Source organism: Streptomyces sp. NPDC048192 (genome assembly GCF_043202415.1).
In the GTDB taxonomy this organism is placed as follows: Bacteria; Actinomycetota; Actinomycetes; order Streptomycetales; family Streptomycetaceae; genus Streptomyces.
On sequence record NZ_JBIDAL010000027.1, the window covers coordinates 67,582 to 87,243 of the forward strand.

Genomic DNA, 19,662 nt, shown 5'->3' on the forward strand with positions numbered 1-19,662 from the left:
GACTGCGTGTCCCGAGACGGCGTCGCCGCCCCGAACCCCTGGTGAAGGTGCGGGTCCTGCCGCCGAGGCTGCCGAGACTCCCCCGGCTGCCGCGGCTGCCGCGGCGCGCACCCCGCCCCGAGCCCCTGGTCAAGGTGCGCGTCCTGCCGCCGAGGCTGCCGAGGCTCCCCCGGCTGCTGCCCAAGCGCGCACCCCGCCCCCAGCCCCTGGTCAAGGTACGCGTCCTGCCGCCGAAGCTGCCCCGGATCCGGCTCCAGCGCCCCCGTCTGAAGCCGTTCCGGGAGCGGAATCCGGTCGTCGTCGGCGCCGTCGGCCTCACCGTCCTGGCGCTGCTCGCGTTCGCCGCCTTCAACGCCGACAGCCTGCCGCTGATCGGCGGCGGCGACACCTACAGCGCGGCCTTCTCCGAGGCCGGCGGGCTCAAGCCGGGCGACGAGGTACGGATCGCCGGGGTCAAGGTCGGCAAGGTCGAGGGCGTCGACCTGGACGGCGACCACGTCAAGGTCACCTTCAAGGTGAAGGGTCACCCGGGGTTCGGCACCGGCACGGGCGCGGCGATCCGCGTCAAGACGATCCTCGGCGCCAAGTACCTGGCCCTGTACCCGAGGGGCCATGGGCAGTTGAGGCCGGGCAGCGAGATCCCGCTCGGGCGGACCGTGTCGGCGTACGACGTCGTGCAGGCCTTCAGCGACCTGACGACCACCACCGAGAAGGTCGACACGGACCGGCTCGCGAAGGCGCTGGACACCCTCTCCCTCACCTTCCGGGACTCCCCCGCGGAGGTGCGGGCGTCGATCAGGGGACTGTCGCGCATCTCCCGGACCGTCGCCTCCCGGGACAAGGCGCTGCGCGGGCTCCTCGACCATGCGCACGGCGTCACCAAGGTGCTGGCCGATCACACGAAGGACTTCTCCGCGCTGGTGAAGGACGGTGACGCGCTGTTCAAGGAGATCGACCAGCGGCGCGCGGCGATCCACACGCTGCTGAAGAGTTCCGCGCTGCTGGGCATCGAGCTGTCCGGCCTGGTCGACGACAACAGCAAGGCGATCGGACCCGCCCTGAAGAACCTCGACACCTTCCTGAAGATGCTCGAACGCAACCAGGCGAGCCTCGACCGCAGCGTCGAGCTCCTCGCGCCGTACGTGCGGCTCTTCACCAACACCCTCGGCAACGGCCGCTGGTTCGACTCCTACGTCCAGAACCTGGTCGCCGCCCCGGTCACGCCCCGGACGGGAGGCACCCGATGACCCGCAGACTCCTGGCCCTGTTCACCGCGCTCGCGGTCGTCGCGGGCCTCGCCGCCGTCCTCTGGCCGGGCCCCGGCCCGGTCCACGTCACGGCCTACTTCCCGCGCACCGTCGGCATCTACCCCGGCTCCGACGTCCGCGTCCTCGGCGTCCGCATCGGCGAGGTCAGGAAGATCACACCGCAGGGCGACCGGGTGAGGGTGGAGCTGGAGTACGACCAGAGCCGCAAGGTCCCCGCCGACGCACAGGCCGCCATCATCAACTCCTCGGTCGTCAGCGACCGTTACGTACAGCTGCTGCCGGTGTACCGCAAGGGCGCGGTGCTGCGGGACGGCGACGTCATCCCCGAGTCCCGTACGGCCGTCCCCGTCGAGCTGGACCGGATCTTCGACAGCCTGCACACCACCGCCGAGGCGCTCGGCCCGAACGGCGCCAACAAGCAGGGCTCGCTGTCCCGGCTGCTCGGAGTGAGCGCCGACAACCTCCGGGGGCAGGGCGGGAACCTGAACCAGACCGTGGCGGACCTGTCCCAGGCGGTCACCACGCTGTCCGACGGGCGCGGCGACCTGTTCGGCACCGTACGGAACCTGCAGGTGTTCACGGCGGCGCTCGCGGCGGACGACACCAGCGTGCGGTCGTTCACCACCGACCTCGCGGCCGTGGCCGGGCAGCTCGCCGGGGAGCGCAAGGATCTCGCCGCCGCGCTGAAGTACCTGGCCACCGCGCTCGGGGACGTGGCCGGCTTCGTCAGGGGCAACAAGAAGGCGCTGACCTCGGACGTCAAGGGCCTGGAGAAGGTCACCAAGGTGCTCGTCGCCCAACGGTCCGCGCTGCAGGAGCTGTTGACCGTCGCCCCCACCGGCCTGTCGAACCTGCAGAACGCCTACAACCCCGCCGCCGGCACCCTCGACACCCGCAACAACGCGCAGGGCCCGCAGGATCCGGCGTCCCTGCTCTGCTCGATCCTGAAGACGACCGGCGACGACCACGGCAGCTGCGCCGGGCTGAGGAAGCTCTTCGGCTCCCTGCCCGAGGTGCCGCCGGCCCCGGCGTCGACGGGCACGGTCGACAAGACCCTCGGCGGACTCCTGGGGGCACCGGCATGAGCGCGCGGCACCTGGCAAGGATGGCCGCCTGGACGGCGGTCGGCTCGCTGCTGCTGACCGGCTGCGAGTTCAACGGCTGGTACGACGTCCCGCTCCCCGGCGGCGCCGCCTCGGACGGCCACGCCTACCACGTCACCGTCGAGTTCCGGGACGTCCTGGACCTGGTGCCGCAGTCGGCGGTCAAGGTCGACGACGTCACCGTGGGCGCAGTCGAGAAGGTGCGGCTGGACGGCTGGCACGCGCGGGTACGGCTCAGGATCGCCGACTCGGTGAAGCTGCCCGGCAACGCGGTCGCCGATCTGCGGCAGACCAGCATGCTCGGCGAGAAGTACGTCGCCCTGTCCCCGCCGGCCGGCACCGCTCCCGTCGGACGGCTCCGTGACGGCGACGTCATCCCGCTGTCCCGCAGCGGCCGCAACCCGGAGGTCGAGGAGGTGCTGTCGGCGCTGTCCGCGCTGCTCAACGGCGGCGGGGTGGCCCAGCTGAAGACGATCACCATCGAGCTGAACCAGGCCCTGAGCGGCCGCGAGGACCGGGTCAGGTCGCTGCTGAAGCAGCTCGACACGTTCCTCGGCGGCCTCGACGGCCAGCGGGCGCAGATCGTGCGCGCCCTCAAGGGTGTCGACCGGCTGGCGAAGCGGCTGAAGAAGGAGCGGAAGACGATCGCCCTGGCCGTCGACACCATGCCGCCCGCCCTGAAGGCCCTCGCCGGCCAGCGCAAGGACCTGACGAAGATGCTCACCGCCCTGTCCCGGCTCGGCACCACCGGCACCCGCGTGGTGCACGCCTCCCGGGACGACACCGTCGCCAACCTGAAGAAGCTGCGGCCCATCCTGCAACAGCTGGACAAGGCGGGCGACGACCTCCCCAACTCCCTCGAGATCCTGACCACTTATCCCTTCCCGCGCAATGCGGCGGACGCCGTCAAGGGGGACTACGTCAATCTGAAGATCACCGCCGACCTCGACCTGGCGGACCTGTACGGCAATGTCACCGGCAAGCCGGGCAAGGGCGGGAAGTCCCCGGCCCCCGGAACCCCGCACCTTCCCGGCCTGCCCACTCCCGCTCCTCTGCCGTCCGTCCCGCCGCTGCCGGGCACCCCGTCCGTGCCGCCCGTGCCCTCCGCCCCCGCCGTACCTTCCCCGCCCTCCGGCGGCAGCACTCTGCTGTGCCCGCCGGTGTGCACCGCCGCCTACGGCGCCGGGGACCGCTCGCGTCGCCTCCCGCCGGGGACCGACCTCGGCCTCGCCGAGCTGATGCTGAAGGGGATACTGCCGTGATCACACGTACGGTCAGGGCCCAGCTGCTCGCCTTCGCGGCCGTCACCGCCCTCGGAGTGTCGTACGTCGGCGCCCGCTACACGGGCCTCGTGGACGACGTCCTCGACCGCGGGTACACCGTGCGCGCCGACTTCGCCGAGTCCGGGGGCGTCTTCCCCGGCGCCGAGGTCACCTACCGGGGCGTGCCGGTGGGCCGCGTGGGCGATCTGCAGCTGACCGGGTCAGGGGTGTCGGTGGCGCTGAAGATCGAGGACGGCGCCCCGCGGATCCCGGCCGACACGCTCGCGGTGGTCGCCGACCGTTCGGCGGTGGGCGAGCAGTACGTCGACCTCCAGCCACGGCGGTCGGGCGGACCGTACCTCATGGACGGCAGCCCGATCCCGCGCAGCCGCACCCGGACGCCGCTGCCGGTCACCGACCTGGTCCTCAGCCTCGACCGGCTGGTCAATTCCGTCGGCAAGGACGATCTGCGGGTCACGGTGGACGAGCTGGGCAAGGCGTTCGCCGGCACCGGGCCGAACCTGAGCCGGCTGGTGGACTCCGGCAACGCGCTGGTGGAGTCGGCGTCCGCGTCGCTCCCCCAGACGGTCTCGCTGATCGAGGACTCGCGGAAGGTGCTCAGGACGCAGGCCGACAAGGGCTCGGCCATCAAGTCGTTCTCCCGCGACCTGGCCACGCTCACCGCGCAGCTGAAGTCGAGCGACGGCGATCTGCGCCGGCTGATCGGCAACACGACGCCCGCCGCAGAGCAGCTGGACTCCCTGCTGAAGTCCACCCGGCCGCACGTGCCGGTCCTGCTGGCCAACCTCATCAGCGGCGGCCAGATCACCCTCGCCCGGCTGCCCGGTGTCGAACAGGCCCTGGTGACGCTCCCGCTCACCGTCGCGGGCAGCTACACCGTCATCCCCGGCGACGGCACCACCCACTTCGGGCTGACCGTGAACGCCGGCGACCCGCCCGCCTGCACCCAGGGCTACGGCACCCAGCGGCGCGACCCCGCGGACACCGGCACGCGCCCGGCGAACACCTCCGCGCACTGCGCGGCGCCGCGCGGCAGCAAGACATCGGTACGCGGAGCCCAGAACGCGCCGGGCCCGACGACCGGCCCGGCCGGCGCGCACCAGGCCGCGTTCGTGGCCCCGTACGACCCGGAGACCGGCACCGCGACCGGCCCGGACGGAACGCCCGTCGAGATCGGCTCGACGGGCGGCGAACAGACCGTGTTCGGAAAGGAGTCCTGGCAATGGCTGCTCGTGGGACCGATGGCGTGACAGGCACACGCATCCGGCTGCTGCCGGCGGGTCTCGTCGCCGCGACCGTCCTGACGACCGTCCTGGCCGTGTGGCTGGGCCTGAAGCTGTCCGACCAGAGCGCGGCGGAGCAGCGCCGTCAGGACGTCCTGGCGGCGGCCCGCCAGTCGGCGCTGAACTTCACCTCGCTCGACTACCGCCACTACGACCGGGACAGCCGCGCGGTATTGCAGGGCGCCACGGGCGACTTCAAGAAGCAGTTCGCCGCGCAGACCGCCCAGCTGACGAAGCTCGTCGCCCAGAACAAGTCGGTGTCCGAGGGCCAGGTCCTGGAAGCGGGCATCGTGCGGTCCGACGCGCACACGGCCCGGGTCCTGGTCGTGGCCGACAGCAAGGTGACCAACACCGCCGCGCCCGACGGCCAGGCGCGCACCTACCGCCTCCAGCTCGACCTCGTGCGCGTGGCCGGCCGCTGGCTGACCTCCGACGTGACGTTCGTCGGCTGACCACCCACTGATGGCATCACCGAGGAGAGACACCGTGGCGAACCCGACCTCCCGCACCCGCGGCACCGGCTCCCCGGCCCGCCGCACCATGACCGCGGCCGCCCGCGCGGCGGCCAAGCGCGCCGCCCGCGGGCAAGAGGCGGCCCCCTCCGGACGCACCCTGCTCGTCGAGCCCCCGGCGAACGGCTGGGAGGACCCGCCGGAGCCCGCGCCCTTCGATGACGAACCGGAGGAGAGCGCGCCCTCGCGCAGGACCGGACGGAACCTGCTCACCGCGGTGCCGGCCGTCCTCCTCGTGACGGCCCTGATCGCGGCCTGCGTCCTCGGCCTGCAGTACCGGCAGGGTCGGCAGGCGGAGCAGGCCCGCGGCGAGGCCCTCGCGGCCGCGCAGAAGGCGGCGCCGGTCGTGCTGTCGTACGACTACCGCCACCTGGACCGGGACTTCGCCCGGGCCCGCGCCCTGCTGACCGGGCACTTCCGCGACCAGTACGGCAGGACCACGAAGACGGTCGTCGCGCCGACCGCGACGAAGTACCACGGCGTGGTGAAGGCGACCGTGGCCACCCCCGCCGACGGCGGCGCACCGGCCGCCTCCGTCGTCTCGGCCACACCGGACCGGGCCGTCGTCCTCCTCTTCGTCAACCAGGTCACCCAGAGCACCCGGCTCCCCCAGCCCCGGCTGGACCTGAACCGGGTCCGGCTGACACTCACCCACACCTCCACCGGCTGGAAGGTGAGCGGCGTGGACGCACTGTGAAGAGTCTCGCTTCGCGTCTTTGTTCGCGTTGTGCCGACTGAACGACGAACAGCTCTTGAGCTGGAGTAGATGCAGACGTTCTCGCGCTCGACGCGCCCGTGGATCATCACGCCATTGCCGCCGTAGCGGGCGTGGTACTCGGTCAGGAAGTTCGAAGACCAGGACCCGAGCTCTTCGAGTCCGACTCGCACGCGGTGCTGTGCCCCGCCGGGCGGTGTCGCGGGCGGCGAAGGTCGAGTTCACCAGCCGGGGGACGGCGGCCCGCAGGTTGCCGACGGTGCTGATACGGCATCCTGTGGGTTGCACGAGTCATCGCGTTCGGAGTGGCACTTCGCGTCCAGGCGTACACGCTGCGCATCGCCAGAATTGACCACCAACCTGCACTCACCCCGGTCAACCTCCTCGCCTGGTAGTCGCTGGCGGACGCCTCGTGATGTGGTGGCTTCTTCCCTCGCCCAGGCGGCTGGAGAGTGCGGCGGACCGGTACGCATACGAGCTGCTCCAAGCTGCGGTGGTGCTCGATGTCCGCCTACGTCGACGGCCCCGAGAGGCAGCCCAAACGATGACTTCCGGAGGCTGCTTGAACGCTACCCGCGGTTGCCGACCAAGCGAGGGTCAGCCCTCGAATTCTACTCTCCCACGACAACCAGCAGGTGCTGCCGTAGTTCCTCGATGATCTGATCCACTCCTCCGGACGCGGGTACCCGCCAGTCGGTTTCGATGCCACGCGCGAACGCGGCTTCGGTGGTGAAGCGGATGAGATCGGGGGACGGCAGATACGAGTCACGCAGCCAGAGGATGAAGACAGCGACCTCGTCGATCTTGTTGTTGCTCAGGGCGATGGTGTCGCGGGTCTCGTTGTCGGCGAACCCATCGAACTCTGTCCCGTCGGCGGTCAGTACCCAGATGCCAAGACGGGCTGGGTGGCCCTCCTCAGGCTGGTAGCCCACTTCGGGGAAGGCGCCGCGGAGAGCCTCCCCGAATGTGTTCAGGTCGAGCTGCCAGCCGTGAGGGTTCTTCGCTGGTGCGTACAGCAGGAAGGAGGTGGTGTGTTCGTCGACGTTCATCAGTGGTCCTTCGTCGGGCTAGGGAACGTACTGGGCAGTCCCCTTGACTTTCTGCTCTGCCATGAGCGCCTGCCAGTAGGCTGCCGCGTCCTTGTCGTTCGTCATGATCTCCAGGCCGCGTATCTCCCTGTGCTCTTCCATCGCGTTGCGGTACTCCTTGAGCTCACCCTCGTCCAGGCCCTTGAAGAACGCCTCCTTGTTCCACCTCTTCGAACCGTCCGTGCGATAGGTGTCCGCCAGGTTGTTGAGCGTTTCCGGCTTGCGCCAGCAGTCCTTCTCGTCGTTCACATACTTTGAGCCGATCACGTAGCCATCTGCCGGGCGCATGCCGTCCGCTGCCTTGAACGGTCGCTTCGAGCCGGGCCCCAAGGGGATCTTCCGTTCCGGGTAGCCGGCGGTCCGCAGTTGGTAAGCGTTGTCCGGCGTGTTCGGATTCGAGGCGTTGCTGCCGAAGCCAAGCGGCTCAAGTCCATCGACGAACTTCTCGAACTGCCTGCGTTCCGCGTCCGTCAGCAGCCGGGTCGTGCCCGGTATCGGGGGCACCGGGTCGCGGTAGGGGATGTTCGGGTCCGGGTCGACATACACGGCTGGCACGACGCCTGACATTCCGCCCCGATAAGAGGCCACCACGATGGGGATCGGCTCGGGGACAGGAACCGGGATGTACGGGCCGAAAGGTATTCCGGTCCCTCCGCCCGAGCCGTGCGGCAGCTTCACGCGCTTCTCTGAGCTGTCCAGCGCGTGCGCCACGTTGCCCAGCTGGTGGATCCAGGGGTCGTCCAGGACGGCATCCTTGAGACCGCCGTCGTAGCCGTTACCGCCGAACATCGGCGCATCCCACGGCATGTCCACGCTGAAGAGGTCAAGGTGGTGATCCTGGATCCTCACCCTGGCATGTTCGATGTGATCGGCGTAGCGATCACATGCTTTGGCCAGTTGGTTGCAGGCTGCCACAAGGTTCGCGACCAGCGTCTCTTGTTCGTGAGCCTGCTCCGGTGGAGCAGCGAACCCAACGAAGTTGGCGAAGTACCTGCGGAAGGCATCGGCTGCCTCTCCTGAGTGCGCCTTGTCCGCTGTGCGCGCGCACGCCTGGGCATGCTCCAGGAACCGCACCATCAGCTTGGCACCCTGCCGCCATGACCCTGCCACGTCGCGCAGCTTCTCTGGCGACCCGCGGAAGCGATCGCTCATCCCACCCGGCGCATATTGGTCGTACCAGGCGGTGTCTCCGACCACCTCGGGGAGCTCCTGACCGAGCCCGAGGAAGCTCTCCGTACAGTCCTCCGCAGGATCGCCCATACCGTCTGTCAAGTCGACCTGCCGGCCGAGGACCTGCGAGGCGATGTGGCTCTCCCTGGCCATGAACTCGCGCACGGTGCGCATCAAGCCGCGGCCCGTCTCGCTCATCACATAGGCACTGAACCCCATCTTGTCGAGAGCCGTGGACGCCGCCGAGTTGTAGACCTTCGCGAAGACATGGCCCGCGCCATCGTCGCCAGCTATCTCTTTTTGCCGGCCCAACTCGTGGAACAACGCGATCGTCGTGTCACGAGCGCCGGGCATCACCGACTTGACCATCTCCATCGACGCGCCGATCATTCCGTGCGCGATCATTTTCAAGTCCGGCGACATCCCCATGCGCGTCCCCTCCCCTCGACCCCGTCAACGCCCTAAGACGTTGGTCATCTGTTCTACAGCACAGAGATCAACACCCGGTGTTCTCGAGAGCGAACACCGTTGTAACTCGTCCACTGCGCACGGATTCGCCGGTATTGCAACCTTTAGTCGGCTACGGGTCGGATGACACCGATCAACGGCCGGGCAGCCATCCACCGTTAGCTTCGCCACGGGGCACAGTGAGCTGACGAGCAGCCGCCGTGTTGCACCCTTCTACGATGCCCTGGGCATCACGATCGCGTATGACAACGCGACGAGGACCACGACCGTCAGGCGGGGTCCTCGATTCCGTGTCTCTGGAAGAGTGTCCGAGGGGCGAATTGACGGCTGACGATACGGGCGTCGTGGCCCAAGGCAGACTCGGCCTCTGAGACCTCTTTCAGCGCACGCCGGCAACCGGCTGGGCCACTTCCTACGCACCTGGAAACCTGCAGCACTCCGCCCCGATCGCCTCGTCCGGCCTCGACGCCCTCGGCCATGGCAGACGCTCCGTGTCTCCTTCGCCGGAAGCAGGTACGAATCGCTCATGCAGCACAACAGCCGGGCTGCTGCTGTCCCTTCACGCCTTCTTCTCCCGCCTGACGACCACCGCCCGGCCTGGGCACCCGTCAGCGCTCGTGCATGCCCGCGCTGGTGAACCGGACGTGGGCGTAGTCCCAGTGTCCGGCCTGCTTGTCCGGCGACGGGATGGCGAGGAGGCGAGTGTTCGGTCAGCCACTTCGTCACCTCAGCGACGCTGCCGCGCCGGCTCCGAGAACTGGTCCTGTGTCCCGCGCGGGAGGATCCGCTGCGGGGACACCGAGGGTGCCGGCGCGCAGCCATCTCCGAGGCGGCCCGCGGATACAGGAAGTTAACTTCCCGGACTCGGGTGTGAGACCGGTCCGGCCGACGATCGCAATACCTATCAAGCGACAGGTATCTGTCGACCGATCGGAGGTGCGGCGATGAGCCGGCCCGAACTCCCCCTTGCGCAGGACCCTGGCCGCGGAGGCCCGACCGGCCACGCCCCCTTCGGCTACCAGCAGGAACTCCGCCGCGGCGTAGGCAGCTTCGCGTCGTTCGCCGCGGGGTTCTCCTTCGTGTCGATCCTCACCACCGTCTTCCAGCTGTTCGGGTTGGGCTTCGGTCTCGGCGGCGCGGCGTTCTTCTGGACCTGGCCGCTGGTCTTCGCGGGCCAACTGCTCGTCGCCCTGTGCTTCGCCGAACTGGCCGCACGGTGGCCCATATCCGGGGCGATCTACCAGTGGTCGAGCCGGCTGGCCGGCACCACGACGGGCTGGTTCGTCGGCTGGATCATGATCATCGGGCAGATACTCACCGTCGCGGCGGCCGCGATCGCGGCTCAGGCGGTGCTGCCGGGTATCTGGTCCGGTTTCCAGATCGTCGGCGGCCAGGGTGCCGATCCGTCGGTCGGCTCCCCGACCGGCGCGCAGAACGCGGTCCTGCTGGGATGCGTCCTGCTGGTGATCACCACGGTGGTGAACATCCTGGGAATCCGTCAGATGGCCGCCGCCACCAGCTTCGGCGTCACGGTCGAGATCATCGGTGTGCTCGCGCTGGTGCTGATCCTCTTCTTCCTGCCCGAGCGGGGTCCGCAGGTGGTGGCCCATCCCACGGGCTGGGCCGGCCACGGCGGCTACTTCGGGGCCTTTCTCGCGTCCTCACTGATGGCGGCGTACGTGATGGTCGGCTTCGACTCGGCGGGCGAGTTGGCGGAGGAGACCCACAGCCCGCGCCGGACCACTCCCCGGACGATCCTGCGGGCCCTGATCACCTCGGGTGTCGGTGGCGCGTTGCTGATCCTGTCGGGGCTGATGGCGGCGCGTGGCCTGACCGACGGAAAGCTGGCAGCCGGTGGTCTGTCCTGGGTGCTCACCGACCGGCTCGGCGGGGTTCTGGGCCGCCTGCTGCTGTGCTGCGTGGCGGTCGCGGTGTTCGCGTGCACCCTGGCCGTGCAGACCTCCGGGGCGCGGATGATGTACTCCATGGCGCGCGAAGGCGCCCTGCCCTTCCACCGGCACCTAGGCAAGGTCTCGGCCCGCACCGGTACGCCGATCAGCACGTCGGTGGTGGTGGGCGTCGGCGCCGCGCTCGCGCTCGTGGTCAACATCCGCCAGTCGGCGATCTTCACCGCTCTCTCCAGCCTCTGCATCGCCCTGCTGTACCTGGCCTATCTGGGCGTGACGGTGCCCCTGCTGGTCACCCGGATCCGGCACCGGGGCAGCGGCGGGCTGCCGGCGGGCGTCGACGAGTCCGGCCGGCCCTTGTTCTCGCTGGGCCGGTGGGGAGTGGCGGTCAACGCGCTCGCCGTGCTCTACCAGGCCGGCATGACGGTCAATCTGATCTGGCCGCGTGCGGAGATCTACGACCTCACCGGCGGCACCTGGTGGCTGCGGTGGAGCGCCCCGCTGTTCATCGGGCTCGGTCTCGCCGCCGGTGCCGTTTACTTCCTCGCCCGCCGGCTGCACCGCCGTATCGAGCTGAGGCACGTACCGCACACGCACACCGAGCCGTCCCTGGACGCGCAGGCCGTCGCCGAGCCCGCCTGAGGGCCCGTGTGACGCCAGGGGACGCATCGATGACGTACCGACGAAGGGACGACGGGACATCCATGACCACCGCCGAGAGCTCGACGGCCGTACCGCAGCACGGCCGCTACCCGACCGGGCGGGCTCCCGCCCGCGCCCGTGATCTGCACCTGACCGACAGCGTCCGAAGCGCCCGCGACGACGCCCGCGCCCAGGGCGGGCGGGCCGGCGCGTGGATGCCGTACCTTCCGGCGTCGGACAGCCCGTACTGCCCGCCGGGGGTGGACGCGGGCGCCCTGGTGTGGGCGGAGACGGTGGCACCCGGCGGCTACACGCACAAGGTCCTCGCCCGCGGTACGCGGCTGCGCTTCGACGACCCGAGCGGTGACGCCTGCGCCCACCTGCTGCTCTTCAACGCCCTGGAGCCGGTGGAGCGGCTGAACGTCGCCGACACCCAGAAGGTGCCGTGGCAGGCGTATCCGGGCCAGGACCATCCGCTGCTGTCCGGCGACGGCCGGGTCCTGGCCGTGGTCAGCGCCGACTCCTCCGGCCGGCACGACGCCTTCTGCGGCACCACCACCGACGCCTGGAACGAGCGCAAGTACGGTGACGCCCGCCCCGAGGGGCCGTCGCCGTCCGGCCGCGGGCTCTTCCTCAAGGCGGCCGCCAAGCACGGTCTGACCCGGCGCGACCTGCCGCCCAGCCTCTCCTTCTTCCAGGGCGTGCGCGTCGAGCCGGACGGCACCCTGACCTGGCAGGGCAGCGCGGGGGCGGGCACGCATGTCGAACTCGTCGCGGAGCTGCCCCTGCTGGTGCTGGTCGCCAATGTCGCCCATCCGCTGGATCCTCGTCCCGGCTATGTGGTCGGCCCCCTGCGGGTGCACGCCTGGCGCGGTGCCCCGACCGGCCCCGACGAGCCGCGGTTCACCGCCACTCCGGAACTGCACCGGGCCTACCTCAACACCGTCGACTACTGCGAAGCCCGGGGGCTGTGACATGGCGAGCACGCGGACCGAGACCGGGCCCGTCACCTACCCGACCGCCGCCGGCGGCACGGTCGCCTCCACCGTCCCGGTCGGCGCCGTGTACGCGGAGGGCTCCCCCCTGGACTGGGGTGCGAGCCTGGTCGCGGGCGAAATCGTCCTGGACGAGACGGTGGCCCCCAACGCGCCCTGGTCGGCGGTGGTGCGGACGGGGCACGTCCTGACGATCGTCGACGTCGGCGGCAACCAGTCGGCCGACTGTCTGCTCTACAACGCCGACGATCCCGAGGAGCGCTACAGCGTCCCCGACACCCTGGCCTGGCAGGGCAACGCCTATGTGCGCACGGGCACCGTGCTGCGCAGCAACGAGGGCCGCCCGTTGATGACCGTCGTCGCCAACGAGGTCGACCGCCAGGACACCATCGGCGGCGCGTGCGGCAAGGAGTCCAACACCCTGCGCTACGGCCACCATGTGATGTTCCAGCACGGCTGCCGTGAGAACTTCCTCGCCGAGGCCGGGCGGCGTGGCCTCGGGGTGCGGGACATCGTCTCCAACCTCAACTGGTTCATGAACGTGCCCGTCGAGGCGGACGGCGCGCTGGGCATCGTGGACGGCATGTCGGCGCCGGGCCGCCGGGTGGCGGTGCGCGCCGAGACGGACGTGCTGGTGATGGTGTCCAACTGCCCGCAGATGAACAACCCGTGCAACGACTTCAACCCCACTCCGCTGCGGATGATCGTCGTGGACCCGGCGCCGGCCGGCGTCGACGCACGGTCCTCGCAAGCCGCTCGCACCGCGAAGGAGGGCGCGTGATCCGCCCCATCGCCGTTCTCGTCGCCAACCGCGGTGAGATAGCCCGCCGTGTGATCCGCACCGCCAGGAGGATGGGCCTGGGCACCGTCGCCGTCTTCTCCGACGCCGACCGGGCCGCCCCGCACGTCCGCGAGGCCGATCACGCGGTCCGCCTCGGTCCGGCGCCCGCCCGCGCGTCGTATCTGCGCGGGGAGGCGATCATCGAGGCCGCCCTCGCCCATGGCGCGGGCATCATCCACCCCGGCTACGGCTTCCTGTCCGAGAACGCCGTCTTCGCCCGTGCCGTGGAGGAGGCCGGTCTGCGTTTCGCGGGACCGACCGCCGACCAGATCACGGCCTTCGGTGAGAAGCACACCGCGCGCACCCTGGCCAAGGCCGCCGGAGTGCCGCTGCTGGCCGGGACGGAGCTGCTCGCGAGCGCCGAGGAGGCCGTCGCCGCGGCCTCCTCGATCAGGCTGCCCGTGATGGTCAAGGCCACCGGCGGTGGCGGCGGCATCGGCATGCAGGCCTGCACCACCGCCGACGAGGTACGCGGGGCCTTCGCGCGCGTCGCGGCGCTCGCGGAGTCCAACTTCGGGTCCGCCGGGGTGTTCCTGGAGCGCCTCGTGCGCCCCGCCCGCCATGTCGAGGTGCAGGTCTTCGGCGACGGCACCGGCCGGATCGCCGTCCTCGGCGACCGGGACTGCTCGTTGCAGCGCCGCAACCAGAAGGTGATCGAGGAGGCCCCGGCCCCGGCCCTGCCTGCTCATGTGCGGGCACTGCTGCACGACTCCTCGCGCCGGCTGCTCGCCTCGGTCGGCTACCGGGGCGCGGGAACCGTGGAGTTCGTCTACGACCCCGTGCGCGAGGAGGCCGCCTTCCTGGAGGTCAACACCCGTCTCCAGGTCGAGCATCCGGTGACCGAGGAGGCGTACGGCGTCGACCTCGTCGAACTGATGCTCGCCCTGGCCCGCGACGGCCGGGTCGAGGACGCGGTGTTCGAGCGGGAGTGGACGCCCACCGGACACGCCGTGGAGGCCCGCGTCTACGCCGAGGACCCCGGCAAGGACTCGCTGCCGTCCTCGGGCCTGATCACCCGGGCGGCCTTCCCCGGCCAGGGCGCCGACGACATGCCCGGCGTGCGCGTCGACGGCTTCGCCGAAACCGGTCTGGAGGTCTCGCCGTACTACGACCCCATGCTCGCCAAGGTGATCGCGAAGGGCCCCACCCGGCAGGCCGCGTTCGACGTGCTCGGCCGGGCCCTGGCGGCGAGCCGGGTCGACGGCATCGTCACCAACCTGGGCCTGCTGCGCGAGCTGACCTCGCGGGGCGAGGTGCGCGAGGCGGTGCACAGCACCAGCACGCTCGCCACCACCGTCGACCCCGAACCGCGCATCGACGTCCTGGTGCCGGGCGCGATGACCACCGTCCAGGACCTTCCGGGCCGGCTCGGCCACTGGCACGTGGGCGTGCCGCCGAGCGGCCCCTTCGACGCCGTCTCCTTCGCCGAGGCCAACCTGGCCGTCGGCAACCCGGCCCAGGCCCCTGGCCTGGAGGTCACCGCGGGCGGGCTGACCCTGCGCTTCTCGGCCGCCACCGTGGTCGCCGTCACCGGCGCTCCCGTCCCGGTCACGGTCGACGGCAGCGCGGCAGCCCTGTGGGAGCCGGTCACGGTCCCGGCCGGCGCCACCCTGGAACTCGGCGCCTGCCGGGGGCCGGGACTGCGCAGCTACGTGGCCGTCCGGGGCGGCATCGACGTACCCGCATACCTGGGCAGCGCCTCCACGTTCACCCTCGGCGGCTTCGGCGGGCACGCCGGTCGGGCGCTGCGCGCCGGAGACGTACTGCGGCCCGGAGCCTCGCCGGCCCCCGGCGGCGGCCCCACCCCGCCCGAGCGCCGGCCGGCGATCACCTCGCACTGGCAGATCGGTGTCACCGAAGGGCCGCACGCGGCGCCCGAGTTCTTCACCCGCGAGGACATCGACACCCTCTACGCCACGGACTACAAGGTCCACCACAACTCGGCCCGCACCGGCGTCCGCCTGATCGGCCCCAAGCCGCGGTGGGCGCGCCAGGACGGCGGTGAGGCCGGGCTGCACCCCTCCAACATCCACGACACGCCGTACGCGGTGGGAGCCCTGGACTTCACCGGCGACACGCCGATCATCCTGGGCCCCGACGGGCCGTCCCTCGGCGGGTTCGTCTGCCCCGCGGTGGTCGCCAGCGGCGAACTGTGGAAACTCGGCCAGCTCCGCCCCGGCGACACCGTCCGCTTCGTACCGGTCAGGGAAGCCGAGGCGGCCGCCCTCGACGCCCGCCGCTCCTCCCCCACGCTGATCAGCACCTGCGGAGACGGCGACGACGGCATACTCGGCCGCCTGGAGGCCACCGACGCCCGGCCCGCCGTCACCTACCGCCGGGACGGCGACGACAACGTCCTGGTCGAGTACGGCCCCATGGTGCTCGACCTCGGCCTGAGGATGCGGGTCCACGCCCTTCAGGAGACCCTCGCCGCGCACGCGCCCGACGGCATCCTCGACGTCACCCCGGGTATCCGCTCCCTCCAGGTCCACACCGACGCCCGCCGGCTGAAGGCCCGCGACCTCGCCGCCCTGCTGCGCGAGCTGGAGGACGAGGTCCCGCCCAGCGACGAACTGGTGGTCCCCTCCCGCAGGGTGCGGCTGCCCCTCAGCTGGGACGACCCGGCGACCCGCCTCGCCATCGAGCGGTACATGGCCGGGGTGCGCGACGACGCCCCGTGGTGCCCGTGGAACATCGAGTTCATCCGCCGAGTCAACGGCCTTCGGACCGCCGACGACGTCTACCGCACCGTTTTCGACGCCTCCTACCTGGTGCTCGGCCTCGGCGACGTCTATCTCGGCGCCCCCGTCGCCACCCCGCTCGACCCACGGCACCGCCTGGTGACCACCAAGTACAACCCGGCCCGCACCTGGACCGCGGAGAACTCCGTCGGCATCGGCGGCGCCTACCTGTGCATCTACGGCATGGAAGGCCCCGGCGGCTACCAGTTCGTCGGCCGCACCGTGCAGATATGGAACCGGTTCCGCAAGGGCGGCCTGTTCCAGGACTCGCCGTGGGCGCTGCGCTTCTTCGACCGCATCGAGTGGTATCCCGTCACCGCGGAGGAACTCCTCGAACTGCGGGCCGAGACCGACGCCGGGCGCGGTGACTTCCCGACCGAGGAGGGCACCTTCTCGATCGCCGAGTACAACGCGTTCCTGGCCGCGGAGGCCGACTCGATCGCCGCGTTCCGCCGGCGGCAGAGCACCGCCTTCGAGGCCGAGAAGCAACGCTGGCGAGCCGCCGGAGAGTTCGACCGCGACGACGATCCCGGCCCCGCGACCGCCCCCGCCGCCGTCACCGTGCCGGACGGCGCGGTGCCCGTCACCGCGCCGTTCACCGCCACCGTCTGGCACATCGCCGCCGAGCCGGGCGCCACCGTGTCGAGCGGCGATGCGATCCTCTCCCTGGAGGCGATGAAAATGGAGTCCACCGTGCACGCCCCCGCCGCCGGGACGCTGCTGGAGATCTACGTCAAGCCCGGTGAACAGGTCGCCCCCGGCCAGGTCGTCGCGGCGGTGCGGGCATGAACGCCACGGCACCGGCCGCCCGCGTCCAGGCCGCCTACGACCGCATCGACGACGCCGGCCGGCCCGAGATCTGGATCCACCTCAGGCCGCGCGAAGAGGTGCTCGCCGAAGCGGCCGGCATCGACCCGGCGCTGCCGCTGGCCGGCCTGGTGATGGCCGTCAAGGACAACATCGACGTGGCCGGCCTCCCCACCACCGCGGGCGCCCCGTCGTACGCCTACGAACCGCAGGCCGACGCGCCCGCGGTGGCGCGGCTGCGCGCGGCCGGCGCGGTGGTGCTCGGCAAGACCAACCTGGACCAGTTCGCCACCGGCCTGGTCGGCACCCGCAGCCCCTACGGCGCGGTGCGCAACGCCTGGGACGCGGCCCGCATCTCCGGCGGGTCGTCCTCCGGATCCGCCGTCGCGGTGGCGCTGGGCATCGCCGACATCGCGCTCGGCACCGACACGGCCGGCTCCGGGCGGGTGCCCGCCGCTCTCAACGGCATCGTCGGCGTCAAGCCCACCAAGGGCCTGGTGCCCGTGACCGGGGTGGTCCCCGCCTGCTACACCCTCGACTGCGTCACCGTCTTCGCCCGCGACCTGCGACTCGCCCGCACCGGCGCGGAGTTCGCCGAAGGCCCCGATCCGGCCGATCCGCTGTCCCGCACCGGCGCCCAGCTTCCGCCGCCCCCCGCGCGCCCGCGGATCGCCGTACCGGCCGGGGAGCATCTGAACGGCATGGCCGACGGCTGGCGCGAAGCCTTCGACGCCGCCGTCGCCCGCATGGCGAGCACCGGGGCGGAGGTCGTCGAAACCGACGTCACCCCGCTGCTTCAGGCCGCGGACCTGCTGTACGGCGGCGCGTTCGTCGCCGAGCGGTACGCCGCCGTGGGCGCGCATCTGGAGAAGCACCGCGACCTGATCGGGGCGGACCTCGATCCGACCGTCGCCGCCATCGTGCTGGCAGGCCGGGAGAAGACCGCCGCCGACTGGGCCGCCGACGCCGCCAGGCTCGCCGCGCTCGGCGCCGCCGGACGCGCGGTGCTCGACGGCTGTACGGCTCTCCTGACGCCGACCACCACCTGGCATCCCACCCTCGACGAGGTGGCGGCCGACCCGGTCGGCGCCAACGCCCGGTTGGGACGGTTCACCAACTTCGCCAACCTGCTGGACTGCGCCTCGCTCGCCGTTCCCGCCGGGTTCGTGGACGGCCTGCCGTTCGGCGTGATGTTCACCGGACCGGCCTTCTCCGACCGCGCCCTGGCCGCGCTGGCCGAGCGGTTCGCCAACCCCGGGCTCGACCTGTTCGTGGTCGGCGCCCACCTCACCGGTCAGCCCCTCAATGCCCAGTTGGTGCAGGCAGGCGGCTCCCTGACCGGCCGGGCCCGCACCGCGAGCGGCTACCGGCTGTACGCCCTGGCCACCGAGCCGCCCAAACCCGGCCTGCTCCGGGTCACCGAGGGCGGGCGGGACGCCTGCGCCCAGGCGGGTCACGCCACGGCGTCGGGCGGCGACGTGGGCAGGGGCATCGAAGGCGAGATCTGGCGGCTGCCGGCCTCCGGGTTCGGGGCGCTGACCGCCGCCGTGCCCGCGCCGATGACCATCGGCACCGTCGAACTGGCCGACGGGCGACAGGTCTGCGGCTTCCTCGTCGAGCCGTACGCCGTCGAGGGCGCGCCCGACATCACCCGCTTCGGCGGCTGGCGGGCGTACACGGCGTCCGCGTGACCGGAGGCAGCGGGGCGGGCACCTGGTGGCAGGATGGGGCCATGACGACGACGCGTCCCCGTCAAGGCAGGCCCCGGCACACGCCGCCGTCCGACCCCGGCACCTCCGCCCGGGAACAGATCCTCGACGCCGCCGGGGCGCTCTTCGTCGACCACGGGATCACCAGCACCAGCACCCGCATGATCGCCGAGCGGGTCGGCATCCGGCAGGCCTCGCTCTACTACCACTTCGCCACCAAGGAGGAGATCCTCGCCGAGCTGCTGGCGACGTCCGTGCGGCCCAGTCTGCAGATGGTGGACCGGATCCGGGCCCTGGTGCCCGAGCAAGCGGATGCGGCCGCCGCACTCTACGCCGTCGCCGTCATGGACGTACGCACCCTCTCCCGCACTCCGTACAACATCGGCACCCTCTATCTGCTGCCGGAAGTGCGGGCCGAGCGGTTCGACGCCTTCCGGACCGAGCGGGGCCGTCTTCAGTCGAGCTACGGCACGCTGGGCGCCCTGGCGGCGACCGAGGACGTCGCGCGCGTCCTGCCCGCCGAGCGGCTCGGCGAACTGCTGATCCAGCTGGTGGAGGTCGTCATCCAGATACGGCGCTCCCGCGAGCCGGATGCGGCCGACACCGAGGCCATCGCGTCGTCGTGCCTGCGCCTGTGCGGGCTCGGGGAGCCGGCGGTGGCCGCCGCCCGGCAGGAGGGCCGCACGCTGCTGAGCAGCCTGGACTGACCGCCGGCCCACCGCACACCGTCCAGCGATCGTGCGGCTTTGGGAGAAGGCCTGGGCCGAGTTCGTGCCGTTCCTCCAGTTCGACACCGAGATCCGCCGCGTCGTCTGCACCACCCATGCGAGCAAGTCGGTCAACGCTCGCATGCGAAAAGCCGTCCGGGCCCGCGAGGGGCCAGCTACCCACCAGTGGCGTCCCCAACCTCACAGGGCAACCAACCTCACATGGCAATCAACTAGGGGGTTTCGTTTGGATCAGCGGGCGGACCACAGGAAGATGCCGGCGATGTGGAGTGCGGCCAGGTAGATGGTCGCCGTCTTCTCGTAGCGGGTGGCGATGCCGCGCCACTGCTTGAGGCGGTTGATGCACCGCTCGACGGTGTTGCGCTGCTTGTAGGTCTCGCGGTCGAAGGCCGGTGGCCTGCC

General features: G+C 71.2%; 14 protein-coding genes and 2 pseudogenes. 13 read left to right on the forward strand and 3 right to left on the reverse strand.

Translation table 11 applies throughout. The annotated features are described in order from the left end of the window. Nucleotides 1-245 precede the first annotated feature (245 nt). Genes ACGFZN_RS37855 through ACGFZN_RS37880 form a run of 6 tightly spaced genes read left to right on the forward strand, consistent with a single transcriptional unit; the run spans nucleotide 246 to nucleotide 6,146 of the window. Nucleotides 246-1,247, forward strand: a complete 1,002-nt coding sequence (locus tag ACGFZN_RS37855; protein ID WP_393863034.1) for an MCE family protein — start codon at nucleotides 246-248, stop codon at nucleotides 1,245-1,247. After that, on the forward strand, nucleotides 1,244-2,353 hold the full coding sequence (locus tag ACGFZN_RS37860) for an MCE family protein (protein ID WP_393863017.1): 1,110 nt from the start codon (nucleotides 1,244-1,246) through the stop codon (nucleotides 2,351-2,353). Before ACGFZN_RS37855 ends, ACGFZN_RS37860 begins: the two co-directional genes overlap by 4 nt. Further along, nucleotides 2,350-3,633 carry an MCE family protein gene (locus tag ACGFZN_RS37865; RefSeq protein ID WP_393863018.1) on the forward strand — a complete coding sequence of 428 codons (1,284 nt, stop codon included), beginning with the start codon at nucleotides 2,350-2,352 and terminating at the stop codon, nucleotides 3,631-3,633. Before ACGFZN_RS37860 ends, ACGFZN_RS37865 begins: the two co-directional genes overlap by 4 nt. After that, the gene (locus ACGFZN_RS37870) at nucleotides 3,630-4,904 is read left to right on the forward strand and encodes an MCE family protein (protein ID WP_393863019.1); all 1,275 of its coding nucleotides are present in this window, start codon (nucleotides 3,630-3,632) and stop codon (nucleotides 4,902-4,904) included. Before ACGFZN_RS37865 ends, ACGFZN_RS37870 begins: the two co-directional genes overlap by 4 nt. Further along, nucleotides 4,877-5,389 carry a hypothetical protein gene (locus ACGFZN_RS37875; RefSeq protein WP_393863020.1) on the forward strand — a complete coding sequence of 171 codons (513 nt, stop codon included), beginning with the start codon at nucleotides 4,877-4,879 and terminating at the stop codon, nucleotides 5,387-5,389. The genes ACGFZN_RS37870 and ACGFZN_RS37875 overlap by 28 nt, the downstream gene beginning before the upstream one ends. Nucleotides 5,390-5,423: 34 nt before the next feature. Further along, the gene (locus ACGFZN_RS37880; RefSeq protein WP_393863021.1) at nucleotides 5,424-6,146 is read left to right on the forward strand and encodes a hypothetical protein; all 723 of its coding nucleotides are present in this window, start codon (nucleotides 5,424-5,426) and stop codon (nucleotides 6,144-6,146) included. A gap of 629 nt (nucleotides 6,147-6,775) precedes the next feature. Here ACGFZN_RS37880 and ACGFZN_RS37885 read toward each other — a convergent pair. Together ACGFZN_RS37885 and ACGFZN_RS37890 are read right to left on the reverse strand one after the other, a co-directional pair. Then, nucleotides 6,776-7,213, reverse strand: a complete 438-nt coding sequence (locus tag ACGFZN_RS37885) for a hypothetical protein (RefSeq protein WP_393863022.1) — start codon at nucleotides 7,211-7,213, stop codon at nucleotides 6,776-6,778. An 18-nt stretch (nucleotides 7,214-7,231) separates the two neighbouring features. Then, nucleotides 7,232-8,851: a restriction endonuclease fold toxin-2 domain-containing protein gene (locus ACGFZN_RS37890; RefSeq protein ID WP_393863023.1), complete on the reverse strand. Its 1,620-nt coding sequence runs from the start codon at nucleotides 8,849-8,851 to the stop codon at nucleotides 7,232-7,234. A 983-nt stretch (nucleotides 8,852-9,834) separates the two neighbouring features. On the opposite strand from ACGFZN_RS37890, the gene ACGFZN_RS37895 reads away from it, so the two are divergent. The 7 genes and pseudogenes from ACGFZN_RS37895 to ACGFZN_RS37925 form a co-directional block, all read left to right on the forward strand. Further along, complete coding sequence (locus ACGFZN_RS37895) at nucleotides 9,835-11,439, forward strand: amino acid permease (protein ID WP_393863024.1); 1,605 nt, start codon at nucleotides 9,835-9,837, stop codon at nucleotides 11,437-11,439. Between the two features lie 62 nt (nucleotides 11,440-11,501). Continuing rightward, entirely contained in the window at nucleotides 11,502-12,413 is a 912-nt protein-coding gene (locus ACGFZN_RS37900; RefSeq protein ID WP_393863025.1) for an urea amidolyase associated protein UAAP1, read from the forward strand. 1 nt (nucleotide 12,414) lies between these two features. Then, a complete protein-coding gene (locus ACGFZN_RS37905) occupies nucleotides 12,415-13,215 on the forward strand; it encodes an urea amidolyase associated protein UAAP2 (RefSeq protein WP_393863026.1) in 801 nt (266 codons plus the stop codon). Then, nucleotides 13,212-16,805 carry an urea carboxylase gene (uca, locus tag ACGFZN_RS37910; protein WP_393863027.1) on the forward strand — a complete coding sequence of 1,198 codons (3,594 nt, stop codon included), beginning with the start codon at nucleotides 13,212-13,214 and terminating at the stop codon, nucleotides 16,803-16,805. The genes ACGFZN_RS37905 and uca overlap by 4 nt, the downstream gene beginning before the upstream one ends. Continuing rightward, on the forward strand, nucleotides 16,802-18,514 hold the full coding sequence (locus ACGFZN_RS37915; RefSeq protein ID WP_393863028.1) for an allophanate hydrolase: 1,713 nt from the start codon (nucleotides 16,802-16,804) through the stop codon (nucleotides 18,512-18,514). The genes uca and ACGFZN_RS37915 overlap by 4 nt, the downstream gene beginning before the upstream one ends. Nucleotides 18,515-18,555: 41 nt before the next feature. Further along, nucleotides 18,556-19,239 (forward strand): TetR/AcrR family transcriptional regulator, encoded by a 684-nt coding sequence (locus ACGFZN_RS37920; RefSeq protein WP_393863029.1) that lies wholly within the window; start codon nucleotides 18,556-18,558, stop codon nucleotides 19,237-19,239. 22 nt (nucleotides 19,240-19,261) lie between these two features. After that, a pseudogene (locus ACGFZN_RS37925) lies at nucleotides 19,262-19,405 on the forward strand (transposase); the annotation flags it as partial. Between the two features lie 86 nt (nucleotides 19,406-19,491). Here the strand turns inward: ACGFZN_RS37925 and ACGFZN_RS37930 are convergent. After that, nucleotides 19,492-19,662, reverse strand: a pseudogene (locus tag ACGFZN_RS37930) (IS5/IS1182 family transposase); the annotation flags it as partial.